At 43.2% G+C, this 19,871-nt stretch carries 16 protein-coding genes; 5 read left to right on the top strand and 11 right to left on the bottom strand.

Going from position 1 to position 19,871, the window contains the following annotated elements; translation table 11 throughout:
• Positions 1 to 50: 50 nt before the first annotated feature.
• The gene (gene fadR / locus WR49_RS00505; RefSeq protein ID WP_017054971.1) at positions 51 to 890 is read right to left on the bottom strand and encodes a fatty acid metabolism transcriptional regulator FadR; all 840 of its coding nucleotides are present in this window, start codon (positions 888 to 890) and stop codon (positions 51 to 53) included.
• A 640-nt stretch (positions 891 to 1,530) separates the two neighbouring features.
• On the opposite strand from fadR, the gene nhaB reads away from it, so the two are divergent.
• Both nhaB and dsbB read left to right on the top strand, forming a co-directional pair.
• A complete protein-coding gene (gene nhaB / locus WR49_RS00500; RefSeq protein ID WP_046222699.1) occupies positions 1,531 to 3,123 on the top strand; it encodes a Na(+)/H(+) antiporter NhaB in 1,593 nt (530 codons plus the stop codon).
• Positions 3,124 to 3,269: 146 nt separating this feature from the next.
• Complete coding sequence (dsbB, locus tag WR49_RS00495; protein WP_046222843.1) at positions 3,270 to 3,779, top strand: disulfide bond formation protein DsbB; 510 nt, start codon at positions 3,270 to 3,272, stop codon at positions 3,777 to 3,779.
• Positions 3,780 to 3,906: 127 nt separating this feature from the next.
• Here dsbB and WR49_RS00490 read toward each other — a convergent pair whose 3' ends face one another.
• Positions 3,907 to 4,527 (bottom strand): YecA/YgfB family protein, encoded by a 621-nt coding sequence (locus WR49_RS00490; RefSeq protein ID WP_017054968.1) that lies wholly within the window; start codon positions 4,525 to 4,527, stop codon positions 3,907 to 3,909.
• A gap of 202 nt (positions 4,528 to 4,729) precedes the next feature.
• Here WR49_RS00490 and dusC point away from each other — a divergent pair, with 202 nt between their 5' ends.
• Entirely contained in the window at positions 4,730 to 5,686 is a 957-nt protein-coding gene (gene dusC, locus WR49_RS00485; RefSeq protein WP_082082725.1) for a tRNA dihydrouridine(16) synthase DusC, read from the top strand.
• A gap of 42 nt (positions 5,687 to 5,728) precedes the next feature.
• Here dusC and WR49_RS00480 read toward each other — a convergent pair whose 3' ends face one another.
• The 3 genes from WR49_RS00480 to yfbV form a co-directional block, all read right to left on the bottom strand.
• Positions 5,729 to 7,201 (bottom strand): GGDEF domain-containing protein, encoded by a 1,473-nt coding sequence (locus WR49_RS00480; protein ID WP_046222697.1) that lies wholly within the window; start codon positions 7,199 to 7,201, stop codon positions 5,729 to 5,731.
• A 256-nt stretch (positions 7,202 to 7,457) separates the two neighbouring features.
• Positions 7,458 to 8,423, bottom strand: coding sequence for an ABC transporter substrate-binding protein (locus WR49_RS00475; RefSeq protein WP_046222696.1), 966 nt, complete (start codon positions 8,421 to 8,423; stop codon positions 7,458 to 7,460).
• 268 nt (positions 8,424 to 8,691) lie between these two features.
• Complete coding sequence (gene yfbV, locus WR49_RS00470; RefSeq protein WP_017054964.1) at positions 8,692 to 9,144, bottom strand: terminus macrodomain insulation protein YfbV; 453 nt, start codon at positions 9,142 to 9,144, stop codon at positions 8,692 to 8,694.
• 342 nt (positions 9,145 to 9,486) lie between these two features.
• Between yfbV and WR49_RS00465 the strand changes: the two genes are divergently transcribed.
• Positions 9,487 to 10,683: an acetate kinase gene (locus WR49_RS00465; RefSeq protein ID WP_046222695.1), complete on the top strand. Its 1,197-nt coding sequence runs from the start codon at positions 9,487 to 9,489 to the stop codon at positions 10,681 to 10,683.
• Positions 10,684 to 10,829: 146 nt separating this feature from the next.
• Positions 10,830 to 12,995, top strand: a complete 2,166-nt coding sequence (gene pta / locus WR49_RS00460) for a phosphate acetyltransferase (protein ID WP_017054962.1) — start codon at positions 10,830 to 10,832, stop codon at positions 12,993 to 12,995.
• 81 nt (positions 12,996 to 13,076) lie between these two features.
• Here pta and WR49_RS00455 read toward each other — a convergent pair whose 3' ends face one another.
• The 6 genes from WR49_RS00455 to WR49_RS00430 form a co-directional block, all read right to left on the bottom strand.
• Positions 13,077 to 14,015: a glutathione S-transferase family protein gene (locus WR49_RS00455; protein ID WP_046222694.1), complete on the bottom strand. Its 939-nt coding sequence runs from the start codon at positions 14,013 to 14,015 to the stop codon at positions 13,077 to 13,079.
• A 183-nt stretch (positions 14,016 to 14,198) separates the two neighbouring features.
• On the bottom strand, positions 14,199 to 15,185 hold the full coding sequence (gene oppF / locus WR49_RS00450; RefSeq protein ID WP_046222693.1) for a murein tripeptide/oligopeptide ABC transporter ATP binding protein OppF: 987 nt from the start codon (positions 15,183 to 15,185) through the stop codon (positions 14,199 to 14,201).
• Complete coding sequence (locus WR49_RS00445) at positions 15,182 to 16,153, bottom strand: ABC transporter ATP-binding protein (protein WP_004734020.1); 972 nt, start codon at positions 16,151 to 16,153, stop codon at positions 15,182 to 15,184. The genes oppF and WR49_RS00445 overlap by 4 nt, the downstream gene beginning before the upstream one ends.
• Positions 16,154 to 16,195: 42 nt before the next feature.
• Complete coding sequence (gene oppC / locus WR49_RS00440) at positions 16,196 to 17,098, bottom strand: oligopeptide ABC transporter permease OppC (protein WP_017088567.1); 903 nt, start codon at positions 17,096 to 17,098, stop codon at positions 16,196 to 16,198.
• Positions 17,099 to 17,113: 15 nt separating this feature from the next.
• Positions 17,114 to 18,034 carry an oligopeptide ABC transporter permease OppB gene (oppB, locus tag WR49_RS00435; RefSeq protein ID WP_017078103.1) on the bottom strand — a complete coding sequence of 307 codons (921 nt, stop codon included), beginning with the start codon at positions 18,032 to 18,034 and terminating at the stop codon, positions 17,114 to 17,116.
• A 103-nt stretch (positions 18,035 to 18,137) separates the two neighbouring features.
• Positions 18,138 to 19,769, bottom strand: a complete 1,632-nt coding sequence (locus tag WR49_RS00430) for an ABC transporter substrate-binding protein (protein ID WP_046222692.1) — start codon at positions 19,767 to 19,769, stop codon at positions 18,138 to 18,140.
• Between the last annotated feature and the right edge of the window lie 102 nt (positions 19,770 to 19,871).

Here is a 19,871-nt window from a genome sequence, read left to right as displayed (position 1 = left end):
ATGTCACTTACCGAATAAACCTAAAATTTATCAGATTAGCGTTTACCGGATTAACTATCGTCTTCAGTGAAGTTAGTTGGCAACGTTGTTTTCATTTCATTCCAAACCTGCGCGCTTGCGATGCCGTAATTACGGATCACCAGTGGCAAGTTTTCTCGTTGACCACTCTCACAAATAACGAACAACTCTTTATAAAAGTTTATCGCCAAACGTCGAGCTTCTGGGTTGGAGAAGTAGTAACTACCAATGCGGTCATAGAATTTACGTACTCCGTTGAAAATCAAACCATAAATTTGATTACCTGAGTGGAACGCCAAACGTTGAAAAAGCATGTAGTCATAGAAGTTGAAAGTCTTCGCGATTAAGATCGTCTGACGTTTCGCTTCATCTTTCTCTGAATCTTCTTTGACTGCTTGCTTAATCTTGTCGGCGTATGGTGATGACTCTAAGAACTCATCCCACGTTGGTGCCGCAAGTAGCGCTTCACAAGATTCAATCACGTTGCTAATAGTACGCTCTGAAGCTTCTTTGTTTGCTTTGAATGCATAACGCATAAAGATCGGGCTGATATTAGTACGAGCAGCAAGTAAGTCTTCGACCATTTTACTTGCGTTATCAACATCCAACGTCATTAACGTATCTAGAATATGAAGACCTGAGGTTTCCATAAACTGGTTTACTTTGGTTGGTTTGCCGTGTTGGATTGTCAACCAACCATCACGAGCAAGACGCTGAAGCACTTCACGAAGCGTGGTGCGTGTTACACCAATCAGTTCAGAAAGCTCACGCTCAGCGGGTAAGATAGAGCCAGGAGCAAAACGGCCATTCCAAATACTTTCAATGATATACTTTTCTGCAAAACCTGCCGGGCTCTTCGCCTTAATGACCATCTACACTTCAATCCAATTAAATTATTCTGTTCTAATTTACTCATCATACCACTAGTCACACCTAGCGGAAACACCCTCAAAAACTTAACTCACTCATATCAAGCAATAGAGTTAAAACTCTAAAGATAAACACACGTTTGCACCCAAGCTTTAGAAAGCAAGTGACCATAAACAGCCATTCCAACAATTCATTAACACAACAAAAATTCTTTAAAATCAATGATATTGGTCATAATTTAAGAGCCATTAAATTGCAATATTAAGTTGTAAAAATCACACATAAACCGCCTTTATTCTGTGATTTTCAATCATTTCGATTAAATATTGATTCTAGTCGGTTTTTATTAAATTTTAAGTGATATGCTCGCACTACTTTGATCGCGTTTCTCAACAAAAAAGTGGTATTTTTAGCACTACAGAACTTTTCCTGTTGACTAAATGTTATCTAAGAGTAGAGTTTCGCTCAAAAATAAGCAGTGCTTGAGTTTCTAAGGGAGTGACTTGGCAAGACCACAGAACGTTACATGGAATGTAGTTTTTCTAAGTCACTGTTAGCTATAGTTTTTAATTGTTTCTATAGCTCGATTTTCAAAATGTTGTATTGCTTGTCTATTCATAATCAACATAAAAGAGTATTAACATGCCGATGTCTCTCGGAAACGCTTTTATCAAGAACTTCCTTGGTAAAGCTCCTGATTGGTATAAACTTGCCATCATTTCCTTTTTAATCATCAATCCATTTGTTTTTTTCCTAGTTGACCCATTTGTTGCGGGCTGGCTATTAGTGGTTGAGTTTATTTTCACTTTAGCAATGGCTTTGAAATGCTATCCTCTTCAACCAGGAGGTTTACTGGCGATTCAAGCGGTCGCCATAGGCATGACCAAACCTGAAATGGTATACCACGAGCTACAAGCTAACCTTCCTGTATTACTCTTGTTGGTATTCATGGTTGCTGGCATCTACTTCATGAAAGAACTGCTTTTGTTCATTTTCACGAAAATACTGCTCGGTATCCAATCTAAAATTCTGCTTTCTGTTGCTTTCTGTATCGCCGCCGCTTTTTTATCGGCATTCCTAGATGCGCTAACAGTAATTGCCGTTGTGATCAGTGTTGCGGTTGGCTTCTATTCTATCTACCACAAAGTGGCATCAGGCAAAGGCTCAACGTCTGCACACGATCATACTCATGATGAAGAAATCTCTGAGCTAACTCGTGATGACTTAGAAAACTACCGGGCCTTCTTACGTTCACTACTCATGCATGCAGGCGTGGGCACGGCACTAGGTGGTGTCATGACTATGGTCGGTGAACCACAGAACTTAGTGATTGCTAAACAAGCGAGTTGGGAGTTTGGTGAGTTTATCATCCGTATGCTGCCTGTCACGCTGCCCGTATTCATCTGCGGTATTCTAACTTGCGCACTTGTAGAAAAATTCAAAGTGTTTGGCTATGGTGCAAAACTACCAAATAACGTTCGCCAAATTTTGGTCGAGTTCGACAATAAAGAACGAGCAAATCGTACAAAGCAAGACATAGCAAAACTATGGGTTCAAGGTGCAATCGCAGTTTGGCTTATTGTAGGCCTTGCGCTTCACGTTGCTGAAGTGGGTTTGATTGGCCTTTCAGTTATCATCCTGGCAACGGCATTTACTGGCGTTATCGAAGAACACTCAATGGGTAAAGCGTTTGAGGAAGCACTACCATTCACCGCTCTGTTAGCTGTTTTCTTCTGCATCGTTGCAGTAATCATCGACCAATCATTATTTAAGCCTGTAATTGATGCTGTACTTCACGTTGAAGATAAAGGTGTTCAACTCGCACTATTCTATGTGGCCAACGGTATCTTATCGATGGTTTCAGATAACGTATTCGTAGGTACGGTTTACATTAACGAAGTGAAAACAGCGCTTATTGAAGGTATCATCACTCGTGACCAATTCGACCTACTCGCAGTGGCGATCAACACGGGTACTAACCTACCTTCGGTTGCAACGCCAAACGGTCAGGCAGCATTCTTGTTCCTATTAACATCAGCACTGGCTCCGTTAATTAGACTATCTTACGGGCGCATGGTTATCATGGCACTGCCTTACACAATCGTTTTGGCACTGGTTGGCCTAGCAGGCATCGTGTTCTTGGTAGAGCCGATGACAGCATGGTTCTACGATGCTGGTTGGATCATTCATCGAGCAGGTGAAGTCGTTGCTCCAGTTATCTCTGGTGGTCACTGATCCAACTTTGTGTTGTAAAGCACAATAAGTGTATCTAACTAGTCAAAAATATTAGTTGATTAGGAAACTTATCCAAGATAAAAAGCTCTGAGTATTCAGAGCTTTTTTATTTTATAGACAGGGTTAAATTCGTGAACTTTTTTGTAATGCTCAAAGACTTCTCTAAGGGACGTTTATCTTGGCTTTTACTGCTGGCTTTTATTGTATTTTTTGAGGCGTGCGCTCTTTTTTTTCAACATGTGATGATGCTTGGCCCTTGCGTGATGTGTATCTATGAACGCGTTGCTATGCTCGCAATTGGTGTTGCTGCCCTCATTGGTGTAATTGCTCCGAACAATCCAATATCGCGCTGGTTGGGCCTAGCTGGTTGGGGGTTTGGCGCATACAAAGGTTTGACACTGGCTTTAGAACACGTTGACTATCAGTTTAATCCGTCTCCTTTTGCTACTTGTGACCTATTCGTGACCTTCCCTAGCTGGGCACCTTTAAACCAATGGGCTCCTTGGATGTTTGAGGCTTATGGCGACTGCAGCAAGGTTGTGTGGCAGCTCTTAGAGCTTTCAATGCCACAGTGGCTGGTCATCATCTTCGCGGGTAACTTAGTTGCTTTCGGTTTTGTAGTGATTTCTCAATTCGTTAAATCAAAGAATGATTAACAATTAGCTCATTCATCATGTTCAGAAACGAAAAAGTCGACCCAAAGGTCGACTTTTTATTACTTAAAATTTTATCACTTAAGAAAATCTGTTACTCACTCAAGCTAAGTTGCTCAATAAGACGTAATTAGCTGTTTTTACCGCAGCATTGTTTAAACTTCTTACCGCTTTCACAAGGGCAAAGGTCGTTTCGACCAATATCTTTAAACGGGTTTACGCTCTGGGATTTATTGCCCAACATAGCTTCATCCGCTGCCATTGCCACTTCTGAGATCATCAGATCGACTTGACCCACTAAATCGGCAAGCGATGGTGGGTTGGTAAGCCCTGCAGCGATCATTTGTTGTTGAGTTTGCTCTTCATCAATCGCAAGCATCAAGGTTGTTAGGAGCGCTTGTAACATGCGCAGAGTGCCATCCACGACTGTTACGCTCTGCCACTGCTCTTCCACTGTTGGCCAAACCATCATGAAACCTTCCGCAAAATCTGCGAACTGCTCATTGAAGTCACCTTCAGTCAAAACGTCAGACAGTAAGTATTCACTACGCTGAATCAGGTTATGCTGGCGGTTAATCTGTTCCGTCACTAATGTTACAAGCTCTTTGCCCGCTTCAGGCGCTACAATAGCAAGCCATTCTTCAGGATCGAGTGGCTTTGTCGCTAGGTTAGACGCAAGGATTGCACCTTCAATAAACGGCGGCGTAATGTCTGAGATAGATTCAGGTAGGCTTAATAATTGATATGTCATGAAAGCTCTGGATATTGGGGCATTTTCTGTATTATAACGCCATCGCTCCTAAAATGTCGCTATTAACCGATGAAACCGACATCCATCTAACCGGCAAAGATATAGTAGTAGGTACACCACACTCATAGTGACAATCCTGTAAGCACACCGTACAATCACGCCTCTTAAATTTTCGGTACACTCAGTTTCGGTAGCAAACAATATGCGAGTAATACTTGGCCCTATGGAGGGCGTACTAGATCATCTAATGCGCGAAATTCTGACAGAGTTCAATGATTATGACCTCTGTGTGACAGAGTTTGTGCGCGTAGTTGATCAACTTCTGCCTCCGCATGTTTTCCACCGTATTTGCCCTGAATTACATCAAGGCTCTCAAACCATGGCAGGTGTGCCTATCCATCTCCAACTTCTTGGACAACACCCAAATTGGATGGCCGAAAATGCCTTCCAAGCTGCAAATTTAGGCGCTAAAGGCATTGATATTAACTTTGGTTGCCCTGCAAAGGCGGTAAACAAAAGTAATGGTGGAGCTTCACTGTTAAAAGAGCCAGAACTCATCTATCAAGTGGTAAAAGCCTGCCGAGAGGCGGTGCCTGCACACATTCCCGTTTCCGCAAAAATTCGATTAGGCTGGGAGCATCCTGAAGAGTGCTTTGAAATTGTCGACGCTATCGAGCAAGCAAAAGCTGACGAACTCACCGTACATGCACGAACCAAAATTGGCGGCTATAAAGCCAGCGAAATCAAATGGGACTACATCAATCAAATAAGAGAGAAAACGTCTCTGCCGTTGATTGCCAATGGGGAAATTTGGAACTATCAAGATGGCCAAGATTGCATTAAAGCAACAGGGGTGGACTCATTGATGGTTTGCCGCGGCGCCTTCAACATTCCGAACCTTGGTAATGTCGTTAAGCACGACCATCAAAAAATGCCGTGGAATAGAGTGATTGAACTTTTATTGCGTTATTCAGAGTTTCAAATTAAAGGGGATAAAGGCATGTACTACCCCAATAGAGTAAAGCAGTGGTTTGTCTACCTGAGTAAAGGTTACCCTGAAGCGAACGAACTATTTAAAGAAATTCGTACTTTCAAGAAAGCGCCTCCCATTGTAGAGCGCCTTCAGCGTTATCAAGAGGAACACAGCCAAACAGTTTGAGTGAGTTCACTCTTATCTCTTTATAAAGCCTCAATAGCGTGGTTAAAATACTATGCGGTCTTTGCCAGTAGTCTTAGCCACATAAAGCTTTTCATCCGCGTATTTGAATATCTCGTCAAAGTTGAGGTTGTTGTGTTCAGCCTCAACAATACAAACCCCACCTGATATCGTGAAACCATCAGGGATAATGTCCGTTGAGTTCGCACTAATTGCATTTTTAACGCGTTGTAATGTTTTTATCATGGCCGCTCGATCATCACCTTCCAGATAAACGACGAATTCTTCCCCACCAAACCTTGCAGCTACATCGCTATTTCGAATACTACTACTAATCTGACGCGACATATAACGAATCACATCATCACCTTTATCATGACCATAGGTATCATTAATCGACTTGAAGTCATCAATATCAAATACTATTAAAGCAAACAATTGGTCATGTTCTACGCTACTCCAAAAAACTTCCAAGCCACGTCGATTCAATAACCCAGTCATAGGATCTTTAGCTGCAAGATCTTTAAAATAGATACGTTCCATATTGGAATTAACGTAGAAAAAAATCGTTACAGAAAACATATACACGATAATAGCCACAATAAGGCTGTCTTTCTCATAAACAAAAAAGTGCTCAATCTCTTTCGCAAGGTCAAACTCGTAGTAAATCGCTTGATGAGACGCGACCCCTTCCAATGCTATCTCGTGATAGAAGGTGGCATTATCAGTCGGATTGACTAATGTGATATCAACGATATCAATTCGACCCACTAGATGCTCACTAGAGTTAGCAAGTAGCTTATCAGCATCAATATCCACCGATAACATCCCTTGATGGGCTCCTTTATGAAATACTGGAATTGTCATACTAATAATTCGATCAAGGGAATCAAACCGGTATGCAGGGCCAGATAGTGTTAGATGATCTGGGTTGTTAGCTGTTTTCTGCCAATAAGGGCGACTTTTGATTGTCGACAGTAGTTCTTTGCTTAATCCCTTAGCAATATCTTCAGGTGATGAAATAACGTAACCAAGTGTATCAATAAAGTAAATGCCGTTGTGATACTCATCAAGCTGGGACAAGAATGAAAGAATAGGCGCCAGAGTAATCTTCTTTGAGGCATTTATGTAACTGTCACTATCACTGTTTTCAGAACATAAGGACTCCTCACCAACCAACATGTAGTTGATATCAATAGAGGGAATGTCTGAAGTTTTGCCATCGGCAAGCAGTAACACGTCAATAGGCCAAATACGACAAAGGCCACCAACCACTTGTTTGTTATGATCGAGGGAAAAAGGATTACCGGATTTATGGTAATTAGAAAAGCTATAATCTAAGGCGATGACTATTTTAGCCGTCCGTTTAAACGCCTCTTCGATACGGTGAAATTCGCTGTCGATTTCCTTTTCTACAGCGTCAAAATAGTTCTTAACTATTAAACTAAGCAGCATTAAGGCGATCACGACGGGAAATCCGAAGACAAAGTGAAGGCTAAAGCGCCTGTTTATTTTCATATAATTTGCTCTTAGCGTTTAGCTACTTTCATTTATACCATTAATATTATTACACTAATCCACAGCCCTCTCGATATAAAATAATGTAAATTGATATTAACGGCAGGCTTAACGGTGAAGTGACTATTCGCAAACTAATAAAAAAGAACGCTGTTTGATATTAAGATGATTAAGTTTGAATCATTAAAAACTAATTCAAGCTCTGTTAACAAAGTAACTGATAGATAGTCCGTCAATTGAGACCTACTAAAGAGGTTTATCGGCTAATGACGGTACGCTCAATCACAGACTGAGGCACGATCACGCCAAGTGCACGAGCAGCGTCTAGGTTAACCACCAGCTGTGAACTCTGCGCAGTTTTGACACTCAACTTTCCAGGTTTTTGCCCATTCAGAATCGCAACTACATAGTCAGCGGTTTTCACTCCAACGTCATAATAATCTAGACCTAAACCTGCAATAGCTCCCTGTCCAACATAAGAAGTGGCCCCTGCAACCACTGGCGTCCCTGCTTGATTCGCTGCTTCTATAAGTTCTTCCATACCGCTTGCAACAGTATTGTCGGTCAACGCGTAGATAACATCAGACTTCCTAGCGACAGATTTTGCTTTTGCTTCTACGTCTTCAACACTCAATGCTTTTTCGATGAGGAGAGTGAAACCAAAATCTCGCGCAGCCTTTCTCAATAGCCCGATTAAAGCAACCGCATTTGCCTCTGCCGGATTGTAAACAACACCGATTGAACTTGCCTGAGGAAAAAGTTCTCTAATTAACGATACATGTTGAGTGATCGGTGATAAGTCAGAAAGGCCAGTGACATTTCGACCCGGTTTTTCCAACTGTTTTACAAGTCTTGCCCCGATTGGATCTGTAACCGCTGTAAACACAATAGGAATGGATCGTGTTGCCGATACCAGAGCCTGAGAGGTAGGTGTCGAGATGCCGACTAATACATGAGGGTTTTCACTGACGAACTTTCTAGCTATTTTCGCAGCTTGCGCTGGATTACCATCAGCTAGCTCATAGGAAAACTCTAAGTTTTTACCAGATTCGAAACCTTTAGCTCGTAGCCCTTCAATCAATCCTAAACGTGTCGCGTTTAAATCAGGATGGTCTACCACTTGCGATACTGACACTTTGACTATGTTTGCCATCACGTTTCCAGTCCATAGCAGCAGAAAACCACTCAAAGCAGCCGTTAATACTTTTCTTACCGAAACCATCAATACTTCCTTCATCAAGATCTCGTTGTTATTGTTCGATCTAAGAGAATAATACAACACCCGCTATTGATACAATTACCAACAGAAATTAATAACTTGAAGTGATATCTAACAGAAACACAACAAAGTTCTAATTATGTGAGAAAGATTGGTCGAGATGAGTCAGCAAATAACAAACTAAGTGGGCACAAGTAGATGCACACAATCTGAGAACAAACCATCAACGATGTGTAGCCGTTCTCAGACGATAAGGATCGATGAGGTATTGTTAGAACCAGCGTTCCATTGACGATTTATCTAACTGGCGGAATGCACGGTTCAAAATGATCGCCAATTCTTTATAGCGAGGGCGTGGCTTCATTGGCTCTAAAGCAAAACCCGTTTCAGTGATCTTCTCGTGCAGTTCGCGATACCACGATACTAACGCTGGCGGGAGTTGAGTGTTTGAGCGATTGCCTAACCACCACATACCTTGAAGCGGTAAACTAATAGCAAACAAAGCCATAACTACGGCTTGCGGTATCGCTTGGTTATTATTAAAGACCATTTGCGTCAAAACGCTGATAGCAGCTATCGCGGGCATCACTTTTACACCAAAGCGCGTGGCTTTAATGATGCGTTGCTCTGGGAAAATAGCGTTTAACTCTTTTCGGACAGGCCAAAGATCCATGTATTTTTGGCCATCTTTTAAACTGCTCGTTAAACCAACTCTATTGCTCATATGAGCCTCCCACTAAAAAAAAGTTGAAACCATCAACTAAAAACACAAGAATTTGACGAAAAATAATATTATTTCAAATTTTTTTGTTATATTTGCACAATATCGCTATTATTTGCAGACCTCAATCTCATTGTTGCCCTTATTTACAATTTAAGCAACTTTGAGAAGACTTCTGCAAGGAATGCTCAAGCCTCTTTTTTGAAAAAGTGCGCTTTCACTTTATACGGAAATTAACGTTTTTTTGACCAAGGTTAGTACGCAAGCCCACATGCTTCGTCTATTCTTGAGATTAATTTTCATCCTTAACTGATTTCGATCAGAAAAATTAACAGGTAGTCATTAATGTCTAAGCTAGTTTTAGTTTTAAACTGTGGTAGTTCTTCTCTTAAATTCGCTGTGGTTGATGCAGAAACAGGTGCGGAGCACCTCACTGGTCTTGCTGAGTGTCTAGGTCTTCCAGAAGCTCGTATGAAGTGGAAACTTGATGGCAAGCACGAAGCACAACTAGGCGCGGGCGCAGCTCACGTAGAAGCACTATCTTTCATGGTAGAAACTATTCTTGCTTCTAAGCCAGAGCTTAAAGCTAACCTTGGCGCTATCGGTCACCGTATCGTACACGGTGGCGAGCAGTTTACTTCTTCTGCCCTTATCACTGATGAAGTTCTTAAAGGTATTCAAGACGCTGCGACTTTCGCACCTCTTCACAACCCAGCTCATCTTATCGGTATCGAAGCAGCTCAACAGAACTTCCCTGGCCTTAAGAACGTTGCTGTATTTGACACTGCGTTCCACCAAACAATGCCTTCTGAGTCTTACCTATACGCTCTACCGTACAACCTATATAAAGAGCACGGTATCCGTCGTTACGGCATGCACGGTACTTCTCACCTATTCATCACTCGTGAAGTTGCAGGCCTACTAAACAAGCCAGTTGAAGAAGTTAACATCATCAACTGTCACCTAGGTAACGGCGCTTCTGTATGTGCTATCAAGAACGGTCAATCTGTAGATACGTCTATGGGTCTTACTCCTCTTGAAGGCCTTGTAATGGGTACTCGTTGTGGTGACCTAGATCCTGCAATCATCTTCCACCTACACGACGCTCTTGGTTACTCTGTTGAAGAAATCAACAACATGCTGACTAAAGAGTCTGGTCTTGCTGGTCTAACTGAAGTGACTTCTGACTGTCGTTTCGTTGAAGACAACTACGGTGAAAAAGAAGAAGCAACTCGTGCAATGGACGTGTTCTGTCACCGTCTAGCTAAATACGTTGCTGGTTACACTGCAACTCTAGAAGGTCGTCTAGACGCAATCACTTTCACTGGCGGCATCGGCGAGAACTCTGGCCCAATCCGTGAAATGGTGCTTAACCGCCTAGGCATCTTCGGCATCGAAGTTGACAGCGAAGCTAACCTTAAAGCTCGTTTCGGCGGCGAAGGTACTATCACTACAGCTAACAGCCGCATCCCTGCAATGGTTATCTCAACTAACGAAGAGCTAGTCATTGCTGAAGACACTGCGGAACTAGCAGGTCTTTAATTGATTTTTCTGACTAGTTTCACTTGAAGCTAGTCAGCTTTTCATACTAAGAAAATGGGGCTCAACTTCTATTCCTACCCCAATTTAAATATCGGTGGGGATAGCCGTTGAGCTTTTTTATTTCCAATAGTCAAAGGTGTTCGTCAATGTCACGTACTATTATGCTTATCCCTACAAGCGCTGGTGTTGGTCTTACTAGTGTTAGCATGGGTGTTCTTCGCGCTATGGAGCGCAAGGGCGTAAGTGTTTCTTTCTACAAGCCAATTGCTCAACCTCGTAGCGGTGGTGATCAACCCGATCTAACGTCTACTATTATCAGCGTAAACAGCGACATTAAGATTGGTGAGCCTATCGCGATGACTAAAGCTGAAGCTTTGATCGGTAGCGAAAAAATGGACGAACTTCTTGAGTCTGTTGTTGAACAATACAACAAGATCAACAAAGACGCAGAAGTTACGCTTATTGAAGGCCTAGTTCCAACTCGTAAGCACCCATTTGCAAACCAAGTAAACGCAGAAATCGCGAAGACACTTGGCGCGGAGATCGTATTCGTTGCAACTCCTGGTACTGACAACCCTACGCAACTTAAAGAGCGTATCGAAGTAGCATGTTCTAACTTCGGCGGTACTAAGAACAAGAGTATTAAAGGTGTAATCATCAACAAGCTTAACGCTCCTGTTGATGAAGCTGGCCGTACTCGTCCTGACCTTTCTGAAATCTTCGATGATGCAGATAGCGCTCAACAAGCGAATCTTGAAGTCATGCAAATCTTCAACTCTAGCCCTATCCGTGTTCTTGGCTGCGTGCCATGGAGCATCGACCTAATCGCAACTCGTGCGGTTGATATGGCTAAGCACCTTAACGCTGAAATCGTTAATGAAGGTGAGATCTCTAAACGTCGTATTAAGAGCATCACTTTCTGTGCACGTTCTCTACCGCACATGATTGAACACTTTAAGCCAGGTTCACTGCTAGTAACTTCTGCAGACCGTCCTGACGTTATCGTTGCTGCGGCACTTGCTGCGAAAAACGGTGTTGAAATTGGTGCAATTTTGCTGACTGGCGGTTACGACATCCCAGAAAGCATTGCTAAACTTTGTGCACCAGCATTTGCTTCAGGCTTACCGATCTTCAAAGCTCAAGGTAACACTTGGCAGACGTCTCTAAACCTACAAAGCTTCAACCTAGAAGTTCCTGCGGACGATAAAGAGCGTATCGAGTTCGTTAACGATCACGTTGCTAGCCACATTGATGGCCCTTGGATTGATTCTCTATCTGAAGGAACTCAAGGCATTCGTCGTCTAAGCCCACCAGCATTCCGTTACCAGCTAACTGAATTCGCTCGTAAAGCGGCTAAGCGTATCGTTCTTCCTGAAGGTGATGAGCCGCGTACGGTAAAAGCTGCGGCTATCTGTGCTGAGCGCGGTATCGCAACATGTGTGCTTCTAGGTAACCCTGAAGAAATCCGTCGCGTTGCTGCACAGCAAGGCGTTGAGCTTGGCGCAGGCGTTGAGATCATTGATTCTGCATCAGTTCGCGAAAACTACGTTGCTCGTCTAGTAGAACTTCGTGGCGCTAAAGGGATGACTGAAGTTGTGGCTCGTGAGAAGCTAAACGATTCAGTATTCCTAGGCACTATGATGCTCGAAGCGGGTGAAGTTGACGGTCTAGTTTCTGGTGCTGTTCACACAACGGCGAACACTATTGTTCCTCCGTTCCAGATCATCAAGACGGCTCCTGATGCTTCTATCGTATCTTCAATCTTCTTCATGCTTCTGCCTGATCAAGTTCTTGTATACGGTGACTGTGCGATCAACCCAGATCCAACAGCAGAACAACTTGCTGAAATCGCGATCCAATCTGCAGATTCTGCTGCTGCATTCGGTATCGACCCACGTGTTGCTATGATCTCTTACTCTACTGGTGAATCTGGTAAAGGTGCAGACGTAGATAAAGTACGTGAAGCAACCAAACTTGCTCAAGAGAAACGTCCTGATCTAGTGATCGACGGCCCTCTTCAGTACGACGCAGCAATCATGGAAAACGTAGCCGCTTCTAAAGCGCCTAACTCTCCAGTTGCAGGTAAAGCGACAGTATTCGTATTCCCAGACCTAAATACGGGTAACACGACTTACAAAGCGGTACAGCGTTCAGCAGACCTAGTGTCTATCGGTCCAATGCTTCAAGGTATGCGCAAGCCAGTAAATGACTTGTCTCGTGGTGCTCTAGTAGACGATATCGTTTACACAGTAGCTCTAACAGCTATCCAAGCAGACCAAGCCGCTCAAGCTGAAGAAAAAGTAATTAACTAATTTTTCTTTTGTAGAAAGCAAAAACCCTAGATTCTTATCTAGGGTTTTTTTATGTCTAATGCTTAAGGTTATTTGATGCTTCTAACCTCGTCCATGGGCTGATTCTAAATCAAGTGCAGGCCCTTTCGGCACAACTTGAGTTGGGTTAATACCTGTGTGGCTGTAATAATAGTGACGTTTGATGTGGTAAAAATCAGTTGTTTCTTTAATACCTTCGACCTGAAACAGCTCTTTCAGGTAGCCCTGAATATTAGCGTAGTCCGCTATTCGCTGCTTGTTACACTTGAAGTGACCCACATACACTGCGTCGAATCGAACTAAAGTGGTAAATAATCTCCAATCCGCTTCTGTAATCTTATTACCCGCCAGATAACGGTGTTCGCTAAGATGAGCATCAACTTTATCTAACGCTTCAAATAAGGCGTCATACGCTTCTTCATAAGCTTCTTGTGTTGTCGCAAAGCCGGTGCGATAAACGCCATTATTAATATTCGGATAGATATAATCGTTCCACTCATCAATCTTGCTCGCCAATTCCCGCGGATAGTAATCATCCGTGTTGCCTGTTAACTCGTTAAATTCTGAGTTAAACATTCGGATGATTTCAGACGACTCGTTACTCACGATAGTGTTGGTTTTCTTATCCCATAAAACAGGTACTGTTACTCTTCCTGAATAGTCCGGTTTGGCTTGGGTGTAGATTTGGTGCATACGAGTGTGGCCGAAAAGAGGTTCCGGTAACCCCATTTGCCAACCTTCGCTCATCATGTCCGGGCAGACTACCGTCACATCAATATGATCAGTTAGGCCTTTCAGCTCACGGAAGATCAGAGTTCGGTGTGCCCAAGGGCAAGCTAATGATACATATAAATGATAACGGCCGCTTTCTGGCTGAAATTGTGCGTCCGGCTTATTCTCGACCCAGTAACGAAAGCCTGCGTCTTCACGAACGAACTTACCGCCGCTTTCTTTGGTGTCGTACCACACATCGTGCCAAACACCTTCAACTAACTTACCCATATCTAAACCTCTGCCTTGCAAATCTTTTCTCTAGTATAAAAAAGGCCCATTTTTTCAAAACTAGAATAAGTTGGCTTAGTTGTTCGAATTATTTGAAGAAGGTTTGTTTAGGTACAAAAAAAGCGCAACTCATAAACAAGTTGCGCTTAAGCCTGTCACAGGCTGAACCGATATCAATAGATTCTAGACTTGTACATGCAAGCAAGAGACTGCGTGTACGTCATTACCTTGAATGGTTGGCTTGGTTTGTGCGCAGATCTCGGTTGCTTGTGGGCAGCGTGTACGGAACACACAACCCGATGGCGGGTTGATTGGCGAGGGTAAATCACCTTCCAACATCTGGATAGTTTTGCTGCGCTCTAAGCGAGGATCTGGAATCGGAACTGCAGACATCAGGGCTTTGGTGTATGGGTGCTTGGGGTCAGCGAATAAAGCATCCGATTCACCCAGCTCTACCGCGTTACCTAAGTACATCACCAATACACGGTCAGAGATGTGTTTAACCACTGACAAATCATGCGCGATGAATACCAAAGACAAACCTAACTCTTTCTGTAGTTCCATAAGAAGATTTACGACTTGAGCTTGGATAGACACATCAAGTGCTGAAACAGGCTCATCACAGATGATCATCTTAGGTTTCAAGATAAGCGCACGTGCAATACCAATACGCTGACACTGACCACCAGAGAATTCATGTGGGTAACGGTTGATTACGTTTGGAAGTAGACCAACCTTTGCCATCATCTCTTTAACTCTGTCCTTCACTTCCTGTTTAGAAAGCTCTGGATAGAAAGTTTGTAGAGGCTCGGCAATGATGTCGCCTACTGACATACGTGGGTTAAGCGACGCTAGCGGATCTTGGAAGATCATCTGAATTTCTTTACGAGTCTCACGACGCTTCACTTCTTGCATCTTAGTTAAGTCTTGACCTAACCACATTACTTGACCGTCAGTTGCTTCAACCAAGCCGATAATAGCGCGTGCAAACGTTGATTTACCACAGCCAGACTCACCAACTACACCCAGAGTCTCACCTTCGTAAAGGTGAACATCGACACCATCAACCGCTTTAAGGTTTGATGGTTTCGCCCAAGGCCAAGCTGACTTAGCCGCAATGCTAAAGTGAACTTTAAGGTTTTTAATATCTAGTAGTAATTCTTTACTCATTTTGTCCAAGTCTCCCAATCAGAAAAACAAGCACGCTGACGATCTTTTGCAAATGGCTGCAAAATAGGTGCTTCTTGCTTACAACGATCCATTACACGGTGACAACGGTCTTGGTAAGGACAACCTGTTGGCAGGCGAAGTAAGTTGGGTGGGTTACCTGGAATCGTCGGTAGAATTTCACCTTCGGTATCCAAACGAGGAATTGCTTTAAGCAGGCCTTCCGCATAAGGGTGGCTAGGCTCATAGAAGATTTCATCGACTGTGCCATATTCCATGGTACGGCCAGCGTACATCACTAGAACTTTGTCACAAGAACCGGCAACCACACCCAAATCATGGGTGATCATGATGATTGCTGTATTGAACTCATCTTTAAGTTCGTTCAGCAATTCCATGATTTGCGCTTGAATGGTTACATCCAGTGCCGTTGTTGGTTCATCAGCAATCAGTAGTTTTGGACGACATAGCAAAGCCATTGCAATCATCACACGCTGACGCATACCGCCAGAAAATTCGTGTGGATACATGGTAATACGTTTACGTGCCTCAGGGATTTTAACCGCTTCCAGCATACGTACTGATTCTTCAAACGCTTCTGCTTTGCCCATGCCTTTATGCAGCATAAGTACTTCCATCAACTGATCACTTACTTTCATGTAAGGATTCAGTGACGTCATTGGATCTTGGAAGATCATCGCGATCTGTTCAGCGCGAACTTTGTTCAGTGCTTTCTCAGGTAGATTGAGAATCTCATTACCTTCAAACTTTGCACTGCCTGAGATGATGCCGTTCTTAGCCAGCAGTCCCATCAGTGCAAATACCGTTTGAGATTTACCCGAACCCGACTCACCAACAATACCCAGCGTTTCGCCTTGGTTGAGTGAGAAGTTCAGGTCGTTTACTGCGGTTACCGTACCATCTTGCGTGGTAAATTCGACGCGCAGATCTTTGACATCTAATAAGCTCATTATTGCTTCCTTAATCTTTTATAGCTTTTAATTGCTATTTCTTTATCTGTCTTTTGGATCAAGCGCGTCGCGCAGACCATCACCTACGTAGTTAAAGCAGAACAGCGTAACTACCATGAATGCCGCAGGGAATGTCAGTTGCCAGATTGCAACTTCCATTGTTTGCGAACCTTCTTGAAGCAATGCGCCCCAGCTTGTCATAGGCTCTTGAACACCAAGACCAAGGAAAGATAAGAATGATTCTGTAAGGATCATGCTCGGGATAAGTAGCGTTGAGTAAACCGCAACAATACCCAGTACGTTCGGTACGATATGACGTGTAATGATTTTCCATTTGCTGACACCACATACGTGCGCAGCCTCAATGAATTCTTTACTACGTAAACTCAACGTTTGGCCACGTACGATTCGCGCCATATCGAGCCAAGCAATCGCACCGATAGCAACAAAGATGAGTACGATATTACGACCAAAGAACGTCACCAGTACGATCACGAGGAACATGAAAGGAACCGCGTATAAGATCTCCAGGATACGCATCATCACTCGGTCAGTGCGACCGCCAATGAAGCCTGAAGCTGCACCGTAAAGCGTACCAATCAGTACCGCTACGAATGCGCCCATCACACCAACCATAAGAGAAATACGGCCACCGATCATCGTACGAACGTATAGGTCACGACCTAAACTGTCAGTACCGAACCAGTGATCCGCGCTTGGCGCTGCATGCATTGCGTACCAGTCAGTATCATCATAAGCATGCTGTGCTAGCATAGGTAGGAAGATTACCGATAGCACCATGATAGTAAGGATAAACAAACTGACCATTGCAGCTTTGTTACGCATAAAACGAATACGCGCATCTTGCCACAAGCTACGACCTTCAATTTCCAAACTCTCAGAGAATTTTTCGATCGCTTCTAAGTTTTCTTTTTTCTTCAACATAACCATGCGTCCCTGCTAGTAGCGAATTTTCGGGTCAATAAGCGCTAGTAAAATATCAACGATTGCGTTGAACAAGATGAATAGGAAACCAATCAAAATGGTAACACCCATTACTAACGAATAATCACGGTTAAACGCGGCGTTAACAAACAGCTTACCGATACCCGGCAGGCCGAAGATGGTTTCAACAACAACTGAACCTGTGATGATACCTACGAACGCTGGCCCCATGTATGAAACAACAGGGAGTAGTGCTGGTTTGAGCGCATGTTTAAGAACGATATAACGGTAGCTTAGACCTTTAGCACGAGCAGTACGGATAAAGTTACTGTTAAGGGTTTCAATCATGCTACCTCGAGTGATACGAGCAAAGGTTGCTACATATAAAAGAGACATCGCGATAACGGGTAGGACGATATACATGTACGTACCACCGTGCCAGCCGCCGGCAGGGAAAATATGCCAGTGCAGAGAGAATAGGTAAATAAGCGCTGGTGCCAACACGAAGGATGGCATCACCACCCCGAGCATGGCGGTCGACATTATAGTGTAGTCGACCCAAGTATTGTGCTTAAGCGCGGCAATGGTTCCGACCGATACCCCCATAATCAGGGTAAAGATAAATGCTACAAAACCTACCTTCGCAGATACTGGAAGCGCAACCGCGATCAGCTCATTTACGGTGTAATCTTGGTATTTAAAAGATGGACCAAAATCACCCTGAAGGATGTTGGTCAAGTACGTGGTGTACTGTTCAAATACAGGTTTATCTAAGCCGTATTTAGCTTCGATGTTAGCCATAACTTCTGGCGGTAATGGACGCTCGCTTGAAAACGGGTTACCCGGTGCGAAACGCATGAGAAAGAAAGATATAGTGATCAACACCAACATGGTTGGAATCGCTTCAAATATCCTTTTCATAATGAATTTAAGCATAAACTCACTCTTTTCAGTCCGTGACAATTAAAAATCAAATAGACACCGTGTGCGCTTTACGCACACAGGTCTAAGTTAGTTATATTTTATTTTTTATAGGAGGTTATTTTGCTTTGATATAAAGATCTTTTGAATAAATCTTATCTTCGGCGTTACCTTCTGGGTAACCACCTAATTGAGGCGATACTAGACGTGTTGTAACGTACTGGTAGACAGGAGCAATTGGCATGTCTTTAGCTAGCAATTTTTCTGCATCAATGTATAGCTTAGTGCGCTCTTCTTCTGAAGTAGAGTGCAGTGCTTTATCGATAATCTTGTCATAGTCTGCACTCTTGTAGTGCTGACCAGCAGTAGTATTTTGACTAACCATCAATGTTAGGAATGAAGATGCTTCATTGTAGTCACCACACCAACCTGCACGAGCAACGTCAAAGTTACCAGTATCTTTACTGTCTAAGTATGATTTCCACTCTTGGTTTTCGAGTTTCGCATCAATGCCAAGCTCTTTTTTCCACATTGATGCGATTGCGACTGCAAGCTTCTTATGGTTTTCAGATGTGTTGTAAAGGAGATTGAACTCAAGAGGATTACTCTTCGTGTAACCAGCTTCTTCTAGAAGACGCTTCGCTTCAGCGATACGCTCTTTTTGAGAAAGTTGACCATACTCTGGAGTTACTGGGTCAAAACCAGCAGTAATTTCAGGAGTCAGGAAATACGCAGGTTTTTGGCCTTGGCCAAGGATCGCTTTAGTCACGATATCGCGGTCCATAGCGTAAGACATCGCTTTACGTACACGTACATCGTTGAAAGGCGCTTTCTGTGCGTTAAACTGGTAGTAGTAAGTACACAGGTTACCCTTGATGTTTACATCTTGTGGGTATTCTTTCTGTAGACGACGAAAGTGTTCGTTAGGTACTTCGTATGTGAAATCTAGCTCACCAGAAAGGAAGCGGTTCATTTCAGCAACTTGGTTTTCGATTGGCAGGAACGTTACTTTATTAAGAACTGTGTGTTCGTTATCCCAGTAGTTTTCGCTACGAACAAGTTCAAGACGCTCGTTAACTACCCATTGATTTGGAACAAATGCACCATTGCCAACAAAGTTTTCTGGTTTAGTCCATTGATCACCGAACTTCTCAACAGTTGCCTTATGTACTGGCTTAACTGTTGTGTGGCCCATCATCATTACGAAATATGGAACAGCTGTATCTAGCGTAACTTCTAACGTGTAATCGTCTACAGCTTTAACACCTAGTTCACTCTTATCTTTCTTACCTGCAACGATGTCTTTCGCGTTCGCCATTTTGGTGTATTCCATGTACCAAGCATATGGAGAAGCGGTTACAGGATCAACAGCGCGCTGGAAGCTGTATACGAAATCATTTGCTGTTACAGGATCGCCGTTAGACCATTTAGCGTCTTTACGTAGGTGAAATGTGTACGTTTGGTTGTCTGTCGTTTCCCAGGTCTCAGCAACACCAGGGATAGTCTTGCCATTAGCATCTTGGTTTACTAACCCTTCTAGCAAGTCACGAATTACGTGTGACTCTGGAACACCTTGAGATTTGTGCGGATCCAGCGTTGCTACTTCAGTACCGTTACCGCGAACAAGTTCCTGAACTTTTGCTAGTTCTGTACCTGCTGGAACGTCAGCAGCGATAGAAAGAGTAGAAGTGGCAGCCACTGCCAGACCTGCACCTAGAAGAAGGGCTTGAGTGATTTTATTCTTGTACATTTAATAAACTCCAAGTTTTTTGTATTGCATCCATGACTTCTTTGCTCGGTTCACTGAAAGGCAGTGATTTAGATGTATTTAGCTCAAATATTAAGCATTAAA

Source organism: Vibrio sp. ECSMB14106, from assembly GCF_000972265.1.
Taxonomy (GTDB): Bacteria; Pseudomonadota; Gammaproteobacteria; order Enterobacterales; family Vibrionaceae; genus Vibrio; species Vibrio kanaloae.
This window is presented reverse-complemented; position numbering and strand designations above follow the sequence as displayed.

What these genes read in the sequence shown, in the direction of transcription:
- fadR (WP_017054971.1), bottom strand. Translation starts at nt 890, where the DNA reads ATGGTCATTAAGGCGAAGAGCCCGGCAGGTTTTGCAGAAAAGTATATC.
- nhaB (WP_046222699.1), top strand. Translation starts at nt 1,531, where the DNA reads ATGCCGATGTCTCTCGGAAACGCTTTTATCAAGAACTTCCTTGGTAAA.
- dsbB (WP_046222843.1), top strand. Translation starts at nt 3,270, where the DNA reads ATGCTCAAAGACTTCTCTAAGGGACGTTTATCTTGGCTTTTACTGCTG.
- WR49_RS00490 (WP_017054968.1), bottom strand. Translation starts at nt 4,527, where the DNA reads ATGACATATCAATTATTAAGCCTACCTGAATCTATCTCAGACATTACG.
- dusC (WP_082082725.1), top strand. Translation starts at nt 4,730, where the DNA reads ATGCGAGTAATACTTGGCCCTATGGAGGGCGTACTAGATCATCTAATG.
- WR49_RS00480 (WP_046222697.1), bottom strand. Translation starts at nt 7,201, where the DNA reads ATGAAAATAAACAGGCGCTTTAGCCTTCACTTTGTCTTCGGATTTCCC.
- WR49_RS00475 (WP_046222696.1), bottom strand. Translation starts at nt 8,423, where the DNA reads ATGGTTTCGGTAAGAAAAGTATTAACGGCTGCTTTGAGTGGTTTTCTG.
- yfbV (WP_017054964.1), bottom strand. Translation starts at nt 9,144, where the DNA reads ATGAGCAATAGAGTTGGTTTAACGAGCAGTTTAAAAGATGGCCAAAAA.
- WR49_RS00465 (WP_046222695.1), top strand. Translation starts at nt 9,487, where the DNA reads ATGTCTAAGCTAGTTTTAGTTTTAAACTGTGGTAGTTCTTCTCTTAAA.
- pta (WP_017054962.1), top strand. Translation starts at nt 10,830, where the DNA reads ATGTCACGTACTATTATGCTTATCCCTACAAGCGCTGGTGTTGGTCTT.
- WR49_RS00455 (WP_046222694.1), bottom strand. Translation starts at nt 14,015, where the DNA reads ATGGGTAAGTTAGTTGAAGGTGTTTGGCACGATGTGTGGTACGACACC.
- oppF (WP_046222693.1), bottom strand. Translation starts at nt 15,185, where the DNA reads ATGAGTAAAGAATTACTACTAGATATTAAAAACCTTAAAGTTCACTTT.
- WR49_RS00445 (WP_004734020.1), bottom strand. Translation starts at nt 16,153, where the DNA reads ATGAGCTTATTAGATGTCAAAGATCTGCGCGTCGAATTTACCACGCAA.
- oppC (WP_017088567.1), bottom strand. Translation starts at nt 17,098, where the DNA reads ATGTTGAAGAAAAAAGAAAACTTAGAAGCGATCGAAAAATTCTCTGAG.
- oppB (WP_017078103.1), bottom strand. Translation starts at nt 18,034, where the DNA reads ATGCTTAAATTCATTATGAAAAGGATATTTGAAGCGATTCCAACCATG.
- WR49_RS00430 (WP_046222692.1), bottom strand. Translation starts at nt 19,769, where the DNA reads ATGTACAAGAATAAAATCACTCAAGCCCTTCTTCTAGGTGCAGGTCTG.